The 13,274-nt window shown below is 48.7% G+C and carries 12 protein-coding genes and 1 other annotated feature; of the genes, 6 read left to right on the forward strand and 6 right to left on the reverse strand.

Annotated elements, in window-relative coordinates; all coding sequences use genetic code 11:
• Positions 1 to 8 precede the first annotated feature (8 nt).
• Positions 9 to 635 (forward strand): HAD family hydrolase, encoded by a 627-nt coding sequence (locus tag FC83_RS08980; RefSeq protein ID WP_052004450.1) that lies wholly within the window; start codon positions 9 to 11, stop codon positions 633 to 635.
• Positions 636 to 696: 61 nt separating this feature from the next.
• Here the strand turns inward: FC83_RS08980 and FC83_RS08985 are convergent, their stop codons facing one another.
• Positions 697 to 1,464 carry an SDR family NAD(P)-dependent oxidoreductase gene (locus tag FC83_RS08985; RefSeq protein WP_035450996.1) on the reverse strand — a complete coding sequence of 256 codons (768 nt, stop codon included), beginning with the start codon at positions 1,462 to 1,464 and terminating at the stop codon, positions 697 to 699.
• A gap of 178 nt (positions 1,465 to 1,642) precedes the next feature.
• Here FC83_RS08985 and FC83_RS08990 point away from each other — a divergent pair, with 178 nt between their 5' ends.
• The 5 genes from FC83_RS08990 to FC83_RS09010 all read left to right on the forward strand — a co-directional run bounded on the left by FC83_RS08990 (position 1,643) and on the right by FC83_RS09010 (position 6,914).
• Positions 1,643 to 2,143 (forward strand): hypothetical protein, encoded by a 501-nt coding sequence (locus FC83_RS08990; RefSeq protein WP_035450993.1) that lies wholly within the window; start codon positions 1,643 to 1,645, stop codon positions 2,141 to 2,143.
• 51 nt (positions 2,144 to 2,194) lie between these two features.
• Positions 2,195 to 3,040 carry a type 1 glutamine amidotransferase domain-containing protein gene (locus FC83_RS08995; RefSeq protein WP_081762974.1) on the forward strand — a complete coding sequence of 282 codons (846 nt, stop codon included), beginning with the start codon at positions 2,195 to 2,197 and terminating at the stop codon, positions 3,038 to 3,040.
• Positions 3,038 to 3,278 (forward strand) — a binding site (T-box leader). It overlaps the preceding gene by 3 nt.
• Before the next feature lie 66 nt (positions 3,279 to 3,344).
• Positions 3,345 to 4,460: a 5-methyltetrahydropteroyltriglutamate--homocysteine S-methyltransferase gene (locus tag FC83_RS09000; protein ID WP_057002671.1), complete on the forward strand. Its 1,116-nt coding sequence runs from the start codon at positions 3,345 to 3,347 to the stop codon at positions 4,458 to 4,460.
• 47 nt (positions 4,461 to 4,507) lie between these two features.
• Positions 4,508 to 5,710 carry a MalY/PatB family protein gene (locus FC83_RS09005; RefSeq protein WP_035450990.1) on the forward strand — a complete coding sequence of 401 codons (1,203 nt, stop codon included), beginning with the start codon at positions 4,508 to 4,510 and terminating at the stop codon, positions 5,708 to 5,710.
• A 10-nt stretch (positions 5,711 to 5,720) separates the two neighbouring features.
• Positions 5,721 to 6,914 carry a trans-sulfuration enzyme family protein gene (locus tag FC83_RS09010; RefSeq protein ID WP_235184190.1) on the forward strand — a complete coding sequence of 398 codons (1,194 nt, stop codon included), beginning with the start codon at positions 5,721 to 5,723 and terminating at the stop codon, positions 6,912 to 6,914.
• A gap of 53 nt (positions 6,915 to 6,967) precedes the next feature.
• Here the strand turns inward: FC83_RS09010 and aroD are convergent, their stop codons facing one another.
• From aroD to aroE, 5 genes are all read right to left on the reverse strand, one after another.
• Positions 6,968 to 7,732: a type I 3-dehydroquinate dehydratase gene (aroD, locus tag FC83_RS09015; protein WP_035450986.1), complete on the reverse strand. Its 765-nt coding sequence runs from the start codon at positions 7,730 to 7,732 to the stop codon at positions 6,968 to 6,970.
• Between the two features lie 81 nt (positions 7,733 to 7,813).
• Positions 7,814 to 8,896 carry a 3-dehydroquinate synthase gene (aroB, locus tag FC83_RS09020; protein WP_035450979.1) on the reverse strand — a complete coding sequence of 361 codons (1,083 nt, stop codon included), beginning with the start codon at positions 8,894 to 8,896 and terminating at the stop codon, positions 7,814 to 7,816.
• On the reverse strand, positions 8,883 to 9,902 hold the full coding sequence (aroF, locus tag FC83_RS09025) for a 3-deoxy-7-phosphoheptulonate synthase (RefSeq protein ID WP_057002672.1): 1,020 nt from the start codon (positions 9,900 to 9,902) through the stop codon (positions 8,883 to 8,885). Before aroF ends, aroB begins: the two co-directional genes overlap by 14 nt.
• A 69-nt stretch (positions 9,903 to 9,971) precedes the next feature.
• Positions 9,972 to 12,026, reverse strand: a complete 2,055-nt coding sequence (gene tkt / locus FC83_RS09030) for a transketolase (protein ID WP_081762970.1) — start codon at positions 12,024 to 12,026, stop codon at positions 9,972 to 9,974.
• 371 nt (positions 12,027 to 12,397) lie between these two features.
• The gene (gene aroE / locus FC83_RS09035) at positions 12,398 to 13,258 is read right to left on the reverse strand and encodes a shikimate dehydrogenase (protein ID WP_035450976.1); all 861 of its coding nucleotides are present in this window, start codon (positions 13,256 to 13,258) and stop codon (positions 12,398 to 12,400) included.
• Between the last annotated feature and the right edge of the window lie 16 nt (positions 13,259 to 13,274).

The raw sequence follows: 13,274 nt of genomic DNA on the forward strand, positions 1-13,274 counted from the left end.
GTGAGGTCATGACTTATCAATTGCTGCTCTTCGATATTGATGGCACCTTGATCGACAGCTTCAGTCCCTATCAGCAAATCATGCAGGCCATCTTGCCCCAATTTCACCGGCAAGCCACGCCCCAGCAGTTGCGTCAGACCTTCTCAATGGCTGTTCCCCAGGAAATGGCTGCTCTGGACATCGCTCCGGCTCAAAAGGCCCGCTTATTGGCCGCCTATGACGCTGAAAGCAAGCGCCGGCAATATCTGGAACCCCTTTACCCTGGAGTAGCCGCTACGCTGACCGCATTACAACAAACGGGCGTAAAGTTAGGCGTGGTCACGGCCCGCAACAACGCTGATTTACAACATATGAACCCCACTGAGTTCTTAAATGCCATGGCTGTGGTGGTCACCGCGGATAGCTTGCCCTATCACAAACCCGACCCCCGGCCCCCGTTACATGCCGCGGCGCAATTACAAGTATCACCCCAAAACACCCTTTATATCGGGGATGCTTTAAGCGACGCCAAAGCCGCCCAAGGTGCTGGCATTGATTTCGCCGCCGCCTTATGGGGGGCGGCCCCAGGCCAAGCCTTCCCCACAGCCCGCTATCAGTTGACCCAGCCTCAAGATATTTTAAAAATTATGTCATAAGCTCGCAAAAAAACCACTCAGCGAAAAATTAGCTGGGTGGTTTTCGAATTTAAAAATTAGTTTAAGCTTTCAAAAAACGTTGGTTATCTTTAAATCGGTCCCAATTTTCTTGGGCCGCGGTTTTATTATCCGCCTTGCTGGCTCGCAATTGGTCCCAGGAGGTATCAAAAGTGATTTCCGGGAAGTTTTCTTGGAATTGTTGGATCACTGCGGCGATGAATTCGTCTAAGTCCGCCCCATAAATCCGGGCATCCTCATCTTCTAAATCTCCATTCACCACTGGGGGTAAGATTTCAAACACCTTGGTATCAGTGTCTTGCAACTGCAAACGCAGTGCTTGGGTAAACCCATGCACCCCGGCTTTGGCGGCGGTGTATAGGGGCGCCCAAGCCCCAGGATTAAGGACCAAACCGGAGGACACCGTGACAATGGCCCCATTGGGTTGTTTCAAAATTCTAGGTAAAAATAACATGGTCAAATGGATCTGCGCTTCAAAATCCAAATTTAGCTCTTGATGATACCAATGCCAGTCATGCTGTAAATTCTTCAAGTTGACCCAACGCTGAATCTCCGCATCGTTGATCAACATGTCGATATCCGCGAAATTATCCGCGACCCAATACTTTAAATCTTCACGCTGATCAGCTTTGCTTAAATTTGCCTGGTAAATCAACACATCTGGCAATTGCGCCTTCACTTGCGCCAACTTTTCAGCACTATCATCCACAATTAAAATCTGATTGTTTTGCGCCGCAAACGCCTTCGCCAAGCCTAACCCAATCCCAGTGGTGCCACCGGTGATTAAAATGTGGTGCCCATTTAAATCCATAATTGCCCCTCCTTTGGGTGCTAAGTGACTTAAATTCAAGTTTAATATAACACGTTAAGCATTAAAATGCTGAAAAAAATCCTTCTGCGAAAATTTGTTTGCCAAACGCAGCGTTTATGATAGTAGTTATGAGTATAATTTAGTATACTGAAGTTAACTTACAAAGGGGGAATTTATTATGGCCGTTGCCATTGTGTTAGAACAATTTAATATCTTTAATGATCCCAATATTACCCTAGACCAAGAAGCGTATACTTCGGGGCTGTTGGATAATGCCCCATTTTTCCAAATTCGCTTCTATGCCCGCAGTCCCTATTACACCGAAGATCTAGAGGGGAACTTGCAGTTAGCCCGGCAATATCGGCGGGCCTTTGACCAGCTGAAGACTGACTTTGCTAAGAAATATGCCCCGATCTTTGATACACCCGAAACCATCCCGCAAAAATTCGAATCCCTGGACCAAGTCAATGCAGTGGTGCATGATTTAGCCGCCACCATCCAAACCGACTTTGTGATCCCCGATAATATCGAACTAAACACTATTGAACTCATTGGAAATTGGGAAGTCTATGGTGGCGATGAAACCACCAACTTGTCCCAAGACATCCACCAACACCTAGCCGATGCCGCTGCCAACTACACCTCAGCAGAGTCGGATACTGATGGGGATGCCAATTAACAATGTCCTTAATCCTTAGCCCAGCCCCAGGGAGATGATAGTTTGATTTTAATGCCTTTACCCACTTATGGCTTCGACCCCACAGAAGTGGCCATTCCTTGGCAATTTTTGACCCAACAACAAGTCCGGGTGGTCTTCGCTACCCCCAAAGGCCAAGTGGCCCAAGGCGACCGGCGCTTGTTAACGGGCAAGGGCTTTGGGCCTTTTAAAAAATGGCTCATGGCCGCTCCCAGTGCTATTGCCGCTTATGAAACCATGGTTCAATCCGATGGCTTTCAACATCCCATCCCCTACCAACAGATCAACTCCGCTGACTTTCAAGGCTTATTGTTACCCGGGGGGCACGATCCTGGGATGCGAAGTTATTTGGGCAGCGGTATTTTACAGCAAAAGGTCGCTGCGTTCTTCAAAGCCGCCAAACCCATCGGGGCCATTTGCCATGGCACCATTGTGGCGGCCCGCAGTCAAAACGCCGAAACTGGCCAATCCAACCTGGCGGATTATAACACCACCGCTTTACTGGCCACCCAGGAATTGGCCGCCTATGCCTTGACGGGCTTATGGCTGGGCCGGTATTACCGGACTTACCCTGAGCTGGTGCAAACCGAAGTCATGACAGCTTTGCATAGCCCGAAACAATTTCACGCTGGGCCCTTACCCCTGGATCGGGACACCGCCACGAATTTCAAGCCGGCCTTTGTGGTCCAAGACCGCCAATACGTGTCTGCCCGCTGGCCTGGAGATGCTCATTTATTTGCCCGGACTTTTTATGATATCTATCTAAGAGCGCAACCTAAGAGCGCAACCAAATCAAAACCCCACAAATTTGGCAACCACCACCCCTTGACAAACCTGCCAAAGCCCCCTATACTTACAAACAAGTTAGCAGATTATTAGAACGCCATGAAAAGATAAGTAGTATTTTACAGGTCTAAGCGAGTCGACGGTTGGTGTGAGTCGATGGCCTTACGAATGCGAAAATGGTCTTTGAGCGTTTTTCAGCTGAGCCCTGGGGGTAAAGTTGAAATGGGTGCGCCCATTAGCGCGTTACGGTATCCTTTAGGGTACCGGTGAAGTGGTGGTCTGTGAAGACCGCCAAAATTTAAGGTGGTACCGCGATGTAGTCGCCCTTAGCAATTTTTGCTGAGGGCGTTTTTTAATACCCGCGATTCCAAATAGATAAATAAAGGAGTTTTAAAAGATGGCAGTTGAAACCAAAGTTAAGTTTCCATATCGTTACGATTTAGTGGGCAGTCTATTACGGTCCGCACACTTGAAACAAGCCCGGGTAGCTTTAGAAAATGGCCAGATCACCCCGAAACAATTACATGAAGTTGAAGACGAAGAAATCAAGACGATCATCGCCAAGCAAGTGGATCTAGGCTATAAAGCGGTCACTGATGGTGAATTCCGCCGCAGCTGGTGGCACTTGGACTTCTTCGCTGGCTTACAAGGGGCCCACTTCTTCACCCCGGAACATGGCTATACCTTCAATGGGGAAGAAACCCGCAAAGGCGGCATCAAGATCGATGGCAAATTAGCCTATAATCCTGAACATCCCTTCTTTGAAGGTTTCACCCGGACCAAAGCTTTGGTGCCAGATGGTATTACCTTAAAACAAACCATCCCCAGTCCCTCTGTTTTCTTCCCCAACGACGAAGCCAAAGTCATCGACACTTACTATAAAGGTGACTTTGAAGCCTTCTTAGCTAACGAGATCCAAGCTTATCAAACCACCGTGCAACGCTTTTATGACTTAGGCTGTCGTTACTTACAACTTGATGACACCTCTTGGGGCATGTGGGCTAGTTTTTCCAAAGACACTTTAAACCCAGACTTAGTCCCACTGGCTGAAGCTGCCGTGAAGGCCATCAACGCCATTGCCGACAACAAACCTGATGATTTGACCTTGACCATGCACGTATGTCGGGGCAACTATGACTCTACTTGGGCCGGTGCCGGGGCTTATGATCCCGTAGCCGATTACTTAGCCCAATTACACATCGATGGCTACTTCCTGGAATATGACGACGAACGCTCCGGTGGTTTTGAACCCCTGGCTAAAATTGCCGCCAACGGCTTGGACCAACGGGTGGTTTTAGGCCTCGTTACCAGTAAATTCCCCGAGCTGGAAGACCCAGCAGATCTCAAAGCCCGCATCACTGAAGCCAGTCAATACTATCCTTTAGCTGACTTATGCTTGTCTTCCCAATGCGGCTTTGCCTCCACGGAAGAAGGGAACCGCTTGACGCCAGATGACCAATGGGGCAAACTTTCCTTAGTACGTGATGTGGCTAAAAGCGTCTGGCAAGACTAGCCCAAAGCGTCAAATATGCGGCAAAAAGCCGATAAGGAGTGTTTGTGGTGGCAGAATTATCACGGGATTTACAGGAATTTGTAGCAAATTATAGTGTGGATCGACGCAATACCGATTCGTTAAAATGGGACGCTTTGCAGGAACGTTATGGTGATCCTACCCTCTTGCCCATGTGGGTGGCGGATATGGAATTCCAAACACCCGTGGCGGTGAGACAAGCCTTAACCGAGCGGGTGCAGCAAGGGGTATTCGGCTATTCCTTGACCCCCGATAGCTATTATGAAGCCTTCTTCCAATGGCAAAAAGAACGCCACGGCATTACGTTACAAAAAGACTGGGTCCGCTTTGACACCGGTGTGGTGAATTCCTTATATGCCATGGTGAAATGGTTGACGGATCCTGGGGATGAAGTGGTGATTTTACAGCCGGTTTATTATCCCTTTGCCAACGCCATCAAAGATAACGACCGCAAAGTCTTATCGGTGGACCTGTTATCTGGAGACAAGGGTTGGGCAATTGACTTTGAAGCTCTGGAAAAAACCTTCAAACACCATACCATCAAGCTATTGATTTTCTGTTCCCCTCACAATCCAGTGGGCCGAATCTGGACCGAAGCCGAATTGGTTAAAGTTCTGGCCCTGTGCCGGCAATACGGGGTGCAGTTGGTCTCTGATGAAATCCATCAGGACTATGAAGCTGAACTGGGCCAATTCAAATCCGTGTTGACCGTGGCTGATGGGACTTATCAAGACGATGTCATTGTCCTGACCGCCCCTTCTAAGACCTTCAACTTGGCGGCTTTGTTGAACTCCCACGTGATCATCCCCGACCCCGACAAACGGGAATCCTATGATGCCTTCATCAAAACCATTCACCAAACCGAAGGCAGTCTGCTGGGCCGGGTGGCCGCTGAAGCCGCCTATCGCCACGGCGGTCCTTGGTTTGACAAGTTGCGGGGCGTGATCGCTTATAACTACAGTGTTTTAAAAGAGACCTTGGCTGAAATTCCCGAAGTTAAGGTGGCCGACTTACAAGGTACTTACCTGGCTTATGTGGATTTAGCACCCATTGTCCCAGCGGACGGTTTAACTGACTTTGTCCAAAAAGCCTGTGGGCTAGCGGTGGATTACGGGGCTTGGTTCTCGCCCAAAGATAAAACGTATATCCGGTTGAATTTAGCAACAGATCCCAAATATGTGGCCACAGCGGCGGACCGCTTGGCCGAACAACTAAAATTTAGAAAGAAGTAGGCGATTGAATATGGGTTGTACAAATCATGATGATCAAAAATTGCAATTTGATTCTTTAGTAGTGCAGGGTGTTCCTGCTCGGAAAAATGAGTACGGCAGTATCATGCCGCCAATTTTCTTGTCTAGTACTTATCGGTTTGAAGATATTGATAACCAGGGGCCTTATGAATATGTGCGCACCCAAAATCCCACGCGGCAAAAGGCGGAGAACTTGATTGCCACTCTAGAAGGAGCCAAGTTTGCCTTTGGCTTTAGTTCGGGGATGGCGGCTTTGACCACAGTTTTTGAAGCCTTCAATCCTGGGGATCATATTATTAGTTCTGCCAATATTTACGGTGGGACTTACCGGTACTTCACCGACTTCTTCCCAAAGAAAAAAATTGATTGTGATTTTTATTATGATTTGAACCAACTCAAAGCCAGCGACTTCAAACCCAATACCAAGGCGGTCTTCCTGGAATCCCCAGCTAACCCTACTTTACGGGTGGTGGATATCGCCAGAATCGCCAAGTTGGCCCATGACCACGGGGCTATCCTCATCGTGGACAACACCTTCATGACCAGTTACCTGCAAAAACCCCTCCAATTAGGGGCAGACGTGGTGGCTTATTCCGCTACCAAATATTACGGGGGCCATGCCGACCTTTGTGCCGGCTTCATCGTCACTGACCGCCAAGACCTGGCGGAACAATTCCAAGATTATCAAAACACATTAGGGGCCACCATTAGTCCCTTTGACAGCTACACTTTGATCCGAGGCACCAAGACCTTAAGCCTGCGCTTAGATCGTCAGATGGAAAATGTAAAGGCTGTGACTGAAGCCTTGCAGACCCAAGAAGGTGTGGCCAAAGTCTACTTCCCTGGTTCCTTCTCCGAAGAAGAAGCGGCCATCCAGGCCAAACAAGCCCGGGGCAACGGCGCTGTTTTATCCTTTGAAGTCACCCCAGACGTGGATTTAAAGGCCTTCTTCAACAACCTGCAAATGATCGACTTAGCCGTTAGTTTAGGCGGGGTAGAAAGCCTCGTCTGTCGGCCGGCAACCATGACCCATGAACCTTATCCCCGCAATGATTTGGAGAAAATCGGCGTGGGCGACAACATGGTCCGCTTTTCCGTGGGTATCGAAAACAAAAACGATATCATCCACGACGTGACCCAAGCCTTGACCAGCAGTTTGAAACGGCGGGCAAGTAAGGTCGTTTAAAACTAATTAAAAGAACCGACACCAGGATTTTTTCAGCCCTGGTGCCGGTTTTTTTAGTTACCTTGCAATAAAGTCAAAATTTCTTGGGTATGGGCCAAGTTGATCTGACCGGGGGCGGAGGCTTGGTCGATGGTGGCGAAGGTCAATGCTGAAGGGAAAAGGTTGCCGCTGACCCTAGTCAGCTTCCCCAGGGTCCCCATGCCCATGATGGCTAAGGGCGCTTCTAAGGTAGTGGCGGCCCACTGGGCGACTTGTAAAATGGTTAACACATCGGTGGTGCTTTGGGGCATCACGGCGATTTTTAACAAAGCCGGTTTTAAAGTGGCCATTTGAGTCAGCTGATCCTGCAACGCAGCTAAACTGGGAGTAGCTTTAAAGTCGTGGTGGCTCAAGACTACCGGCACCCCTAATAAAGCACTGGCCTTTAAAATCTGCCGGCGCCATTCCGGGTCGGTGGTCCACTCTAAATCCAGGGCATCCCCCAAACCCTGTTGCAACAAAAATTGCAGCTGGTTTAAATAAGCTTCACCATCCCCGCTGAAATTGCCCCCTTGGGCTTTGGTCCGCAGGGTCACCAATAGCCCTTTGTGTTGGTTATGTAAAGCTGTTTCCAGGGCAGCCCCAGTTTTTTTAAGGCTGGCTTCACCAAGGTCCGGCAAATAATCCAAGCGCCATTCCGCCAGATCCGCCGTGCTGGTGCTAATAGCCTGACCCTGTTCTAAAACTTCTGGTAATGTCTTGGCCGTGATGGGCACGGCCACTTGAGTGGGTGCCTGGACCCCCAGCGTAATAGGACCCATGTTAAACGTTGTTGTCATAAATTAGCCACCTTTCGCCAAAAAACGGCCGCTTCAAGGAAAAATCGAAGCGGCACGTTTTATCAAATTTAAGTTAATAAGTTAAGTAGATGACACTTCAGAAGCGATAAAATCTTTAATTTCACCCTTGGCCACTGGATAAATAGCCGGTTGCCCCAGGGCCTTTAAATAAACAAAGTTCAAATGATCCCCACGATTTTTCTTATCTAAACGCAATTGATCATAAAATTTCGGGGTGAATAACAAGGGTGAATCCACCGGCAAACCCACTGCGGCCACCTGTTTTTGAATCTTGGCGGTAATCCCAGCTGGGGTCAACCCCTTGGCTTCAAAGATACGACAAATCTGCACCATGCCAATGGCGACGGCTTCCCCATGGGCTAACTTGCCCTGGGCTAACAGTTCAATGGCATGCCCCAGGGTATGGCCAAAGTTTAAAATTTGCCGCATCCCAGTTTCTTTTTCGTCGTTCATCACCACCATAGCTTTGAACTGCACACTATGGGTGATCAGAGCTGTGGCCTGGTGTAAGATATCAGCGGGTTTTTGAATGCTTTCAATCAAGGGCCAAAACGCCGGATCAGCAGCCGTGGCGGCCATCTTGATGACTTCGGCATAGCCTTCCGCCACGTACCGGGGCGTCAGGGTCTTTAAAGTATCAGGATCGATCAGCACCAAATCTGGTTGATAAAAGGTCCCCACCAGATTTTTACCGGTGCCAAAGTCCACGGCAGTCTTGCCCCCCACGGAGCTGTCCACTTGGGCCAGCAATGAGGTGGGTAACTGGATGAAGCTGATGCCCCGCATGAAAGTGGAGGCCACAAAGCCGGCTAAATCCCCCACCACGCCACCACCTAGGGCAATGACGCCGTCACTTCTGGTAAAAGCTTGGTCTAACATGACCCGGTATAAATCCTGGGCCACATTGAGGCTTTTGGAAGCTTCTCCCGCTGGGACGACACTGGTGGTCACCACATAACCACTGGCCATTAAAGCTTCTTGGACCTGGGTCAAATATAACTTGGCCACATTGGTATCGGAGACTAGTAAAACTTGGCGCGGTGACCAAATTTTTTGCACCGCGGTGCCCACTTGCTTTAAAATCCCGGGCTCAATGATAATGTCATATTTTTTATCGGTTAGTTCCAGTTTAACTGTTGACATGACTGACTTCCTTGAATGAATCCATGACTTTGCGAATGGCGTAAACTTCCCGGCACATTTCTAAGTAAGTCTTAGGTTTCAAGGCTTGGGGGCCATCAGATAAGGCGTGTTCGGGATCATCATGGATTTCCACGATTTCCCCTTGGGCACCGGCGGCTACGGCAGCGTTGGCCATTGGGGTCACCAGATCCCATTCACCCACGGCATGGCTTGGATCAGCGATGATGGGGTAGTGGGTCAATTTGCGCAAGACGGGAATAGCACCTAAATCAAAGGTGTTGCGGGTGTATTTGTTATCGAATGTGCGAATACCCCGTTCAATTAAGAAGATGTTTTGGTTCCCTTCACTGGCGATGTATTCGGCGGCGTTCAATAAATCATCGATGGTGGCAGACATGCCCCGCTTCAAGCCAACGGCCACATCAGTTTTACCAACTTCTTTTAATAAGGAGAAGTTTTGCATATTCCGGGCGCCAATTTGGAAAATATCGGTGTAATCAGCCACCATTTGTACATGGGTATCATCCATGACTTCGGTGATCATATCCATGTCGTTTTCATCAGCGGCTTCTCTTAAGAAACGCAAGCCATCTTCCCCTAAACCTTGGAAAGAGTATGGGGATGTTCTAGGTTTAAAAGCACCACCCCGTAAAATCGTAGCGCCCCCTTCTTTGGCAACTTTGGCCATCCGTTTAACGTGTTCCTCAGATTCCACGGAACAAGGGCCGGCCATCATGGTGAAGTGATCGCCACCAATAATAGAATGGGGTAAGCCGATAATGGTATCTTCAGGTTGGAATTGCCGACTGCCTAAAGTGTAGCTGGGATCGTCAAAGCTGACACTGTCAATGGCCGCAGCTTCAGCGGTGGTGAAGTCAAAGGATTTGACACCCATGGCGGCTAAATGATTTTTAATGACAAAAACCTGGGCGGGTAAAGCGGCTAATTTTTGTTGTAAGCCAGTGACGATGTCCATTTGGATGGGTGCTTTAAATTGAATAATCATAAAGTTTTATGCTCCTTATTTTTGCGTTGTGTGAGAGTTGTATTACATCTATCTTAACATTTTTTGAAACTAGAGAGAATTATTAGCCCGCAGTGGTGCCAAGGCGGGTTTTGGCAAAGGACTGTTGGTCACGGTCAACGTCTTGTACTGAGCCACCACTTGGTCAGTGGTGAAGCCTAATTCGGCTAAGACGTCAGCTGCCGGACCACTTTCGCCAAAGCGGTCAATGCCTAAGGTCAAGCCTTCATAGCCCACAAACCGCTCCCAGCCTAAGGTACTGCCCATTTCTAGAGATACCCGTTTATGGATATGGGGTGGTAAAACCGCATCCCGGTAAGCCTTAGGTTGTTGCTGGAACAATTCAAAGCTAGGCATGGAGACCACGGAAACTTGCACATTTTCAGCAGCCAATTTGGCTTGGGCGGCCAAAGCTAAGTTCACTTCAGAGCCCGTGGCCATTAAAATCCCATCTTGTTGGCTGGGATCTGCCACATCTTTAACAATGTAAGCCCCCTTTGCCACACTTTGCCGGGTGAGTTTGGCGGAATTCGGCAGGATGTTCAAGTTCTGCCGGGACAAGACCAATAGGGTTGGGCCATCTTGATGTTGCATGGCCGTTTCCCAAGCCCCCACGGTTTCATTGGCATCGGCTGGCCGCAAGACGGTGACATTAGGCATATTCCGGAAACTCATCAAATGTTCCACCGGTTCATGGGTGGGACCGTCTTCGCCAACGGCCACCGAGTCATGGGTCAAGACGAAAATCACCGGTAAATGTTGAATGGCAGCCAAGCGAATCGCCGGGCGCATATAATCAGAGAAAACGAAAAACGTACTGCCGAAAATCCGGGTACCCCCATGTAACGCCATGCCGTTCATAGCTGTGGCTTCCGCAAATTCCCGGACCCCAAAGCCTAAGTTCCGGGCTTTTAAGTTGTCCTTTTCAAACAAGGTCTCACATTCCATGTTCGTTTTATTGGAACTGGCCAAGTCGGCCGAACCCCCCCATAATTGGGGGATCTTCTTACCTAAAGCTTGGATCACAGTATGGCTGGTATTGCGGGTGGCTTCACCACTGCCGGCTAAGTAAGTTGGTAACGCTTCGCGCCAGTCTTCTGGCAAGCGGTTCTCCCGGGCCAATAAGAATTGTTGGGCCAGTTCAGGGTTGGCTTGGTGTTGAGCTTCAATGCGGTTGAGCCATTTGACTTCGGCTTTACAGCCCCGTTGGCCTAAGGTTTCATGCAAACGCTCGTAAACTTCAGTGGGTACTTCGAAATCATCTAAATTCCAGTTGAAGGTTTCTCGAACAGCGGCCATGTCTGCCGGGCTTAAAGGGGCGCCATGGACTTTGTTGGTCCCGGCGTTTAACGCCCCGTAACCAATGACCGTCCGAACTTCGATAATAGAAGGCTTATTAACTTCTGCTTTGGCTTGGTTAATGGCGTCATCAATGGCTTGTAAATCATTGCCATCTTCAACTTTTTGATAATCCCAGCCATAACTTTCGAAGCGTTTTTTAATGTCTTCGTTAAAGGCCCGATCCTTAGGCCCATCCAGGGAAACATCGTTGGAATCATAGAGCATGACTAACTTACCTAAGCCCAAATGCCCGGCTAAGCTAGCCGCTTCGTGGGAAACACCTTCCATCAAGTCACCGTCGCCGGCTAATACATAAGTATGGTGGTCCACCACATTGATGCCATCGTTATATTGGGCGGCTAAGTGACGCTCGGCCATGGCCATCCCCACCGCCATGCCTAAGCCTTGACCCAAGGGGCCGGTGGTAGCTTCGACGCCATCAACCACGCCATATTCCGGATGCCCTGGGGTTTTGCTGTGCAACTGGCGAAACTGTTTTAAATCCTCAATGCTTAAGTCAAAGCCAGCTAAATGTAAGATGCTGTAAAGCATGGCCGACCCATGACCTGCGGATAAAACGAAGCGATCCCGATCAAAATAAGTACTATCCTTGGGGTTTACTTTTAAATGATTGCGATATAAGACATAGGCCATTGGCGCTGCCCCTAGGGGTAAACCAGGGTGGCCGGAATTGGCCTTTTGAATACTTTGGACACTCAACATTCGGATAGCGTTAACACTTAATTCATCAATTTGATCGAACATGGAATCACTCCTCATTTTTATCATCCTTGTGGGTTTTGGCCGTCTGCCAATAAAAAAAGTCCTGATGGTTTTTCAACCATCAGGACTCTAGGTACCTTAAAGAGCTGCTTTAAGATACAAAAAAGCCACATAGTTGAAAAACTTGATTTCATCTATGTGGCAGCCGTTTTGTTTTTAATGACACGAAAACTTAGGTTTAGCCATCATAGATATGATCCCCCCGCAGGAGGTCATATCCATGACCGCCTACAGGCTAGCTAAACCAGTAATATCGAGTTGTTGGGTTTAAATTCGATGTTCGCATAATTAAAAACTCCTTAAATTTGATGTTGTAAATATAACATCTCTATGAGAATCTGTCAAATAAAAATTCAATTAATTTTAATGGTCTTTTCTATCAATTGGACTGGCATGTCCTGGCCCGTCCAAATATGAAAAGCCGCTGCACCCTGGTGAATCAACATTCCTAGCCCATTATAAGTCCGGGTCAAGCCAGCTTTTCGGGCTTGTTTTAACAGTAAAGTTTCTTCAGGCACATAAATCATTTCAAAGACAATGAGATTCTTCTGAAAATAGCTGCTGTCAGGAATCGGACTTTGCCCAACGTGTTGACCCATCCCTACCCCGGTGCCATTGACCAATAGATCACCTTGGCCCAAAGCTTGTTTTAAAGCGGCTAAGTCATCTAGGGCAAAGACTTGGACCTGCGTGTTGGTGTTGTTGATCAATAATTGCTGTAGGGTATGGGCCCGACTGCCGGGGCCAATGTGGCGGTTAAAGATGGTGATTTCACTGGCCCCAGCCAAGGCACAATGGACGGCCACGGACTTGATCGCCCCCCCAGCGCCCAGAAGTACCACCTTGGCCCCTCGGGGGTTGAAGTCAGTAGATAAAGCCTTTAACAGCCCTAAGCCATCGGTGTTATACCCCGTCAAGTGTCCGTCGTGATTGGCAATGGTATTCACCGCCCCAATAAGTTTGGCGGCTGGGTCTAAGTCATCCAACAAAGGCAGCACTTGTTCCTTCAAGGGCATGGATAAATTCACCCCACCCATGTGAAAGGCCCGCAAACCGCCAATGGCCGCTGCTAGGGTGTCGGGAACCACATCAAAGGCCAAATAGCGAGCGTTGATGCCTAAAGCCTTAAAAGCGGTGTTGTGCATGAGTGGTGACTTGCTGTGGGCCGCGGGATGGGCGAAAAAGCCATACAAGCGGGTGTGTCCGTCAATCATAAATAATGCCTCCTAA

Source organism: Agrilactobacillus composti DSM 18527 = JCM 14202 (assembly GCF_001436375.1).
Taxonomy (GTDB): domain Bacteria; phylum Bacillota; class Bacilli; order Lactobacillales; family Lactobacillaceae; genus Agrilactobacillus; species Agrilactobacillus composti.

Coding starts and splice junctions, on each gene's coding strand:
- aroB (WP_035450979.1), bottom strand. CDS start 8,896: ATGTCAACAGTTAAACTGGAACTAACCGATAAAAAATATGACATTATC.
- aroD (WP_035450986.1), bottom strand. CDS start 7,732: ATGACAACAACGTTTAACATGGGTCCTATTACGCTGGGGGTCCAGGCA.
- aroF (WP_057002672.1), bottom strand. CDS start 9,902: ATGATTATTCAATTTAAAGCACCCATCCAAATGGACATCGTCACTGGC.
- FC83_RS08980 (WP_052004450.1), top strand. CDS start 9: ATGACTTATCAATTGCTGCTCTTCGATATTGATGGCACCTTGATCGAC.
- tkt (WP_081762970.1), bottom strand. CDS start 12,026: ATGTTCGATCAAATTGATGAATTAAGTGTTAACGCTATCCGAATGTTG.
- FC83_RS08995 (WP_081762974.1), top strand. CDS start 2,195: ATGCCTTTACCCACTTATGGCTTCGACCCCACAGAAGTGGCCATTCCT.
- FC83_RS08985 (WP_035450996.1), bottom strand. CDS start 1,464: ATGGATTTAAATGGGCACCACATTTTAATCACCGGTGGCACCACTGGG.
- FC83_RS09010 (WP_235184190.1), top strand. CDS start 5,721: ATGGGTTGTACAAATCATGATGATCAAAAATTGCAATTTGATTCTTTA.
- aroE (WP_035450976.1), bottom strand. CDS start 13,258: ATGATTGACGGACACACCCGCTTGTATGGCTTTTTCGCCCATCCCGCG.
- FC83_RS08990 (WP_035450993.1), top strand. CDS start 1,643: ATGGCCGTTGCCATTGTGTTAGAACAATTTAATATCTTTAATGATCCC.
- FC83_RS09000 (WP_057002671.1), top strand. CDS start 3,345: ATGGCAGTTGAAACCAAAGTTAAGTTTCCATATCGTTACGATTTAGTG.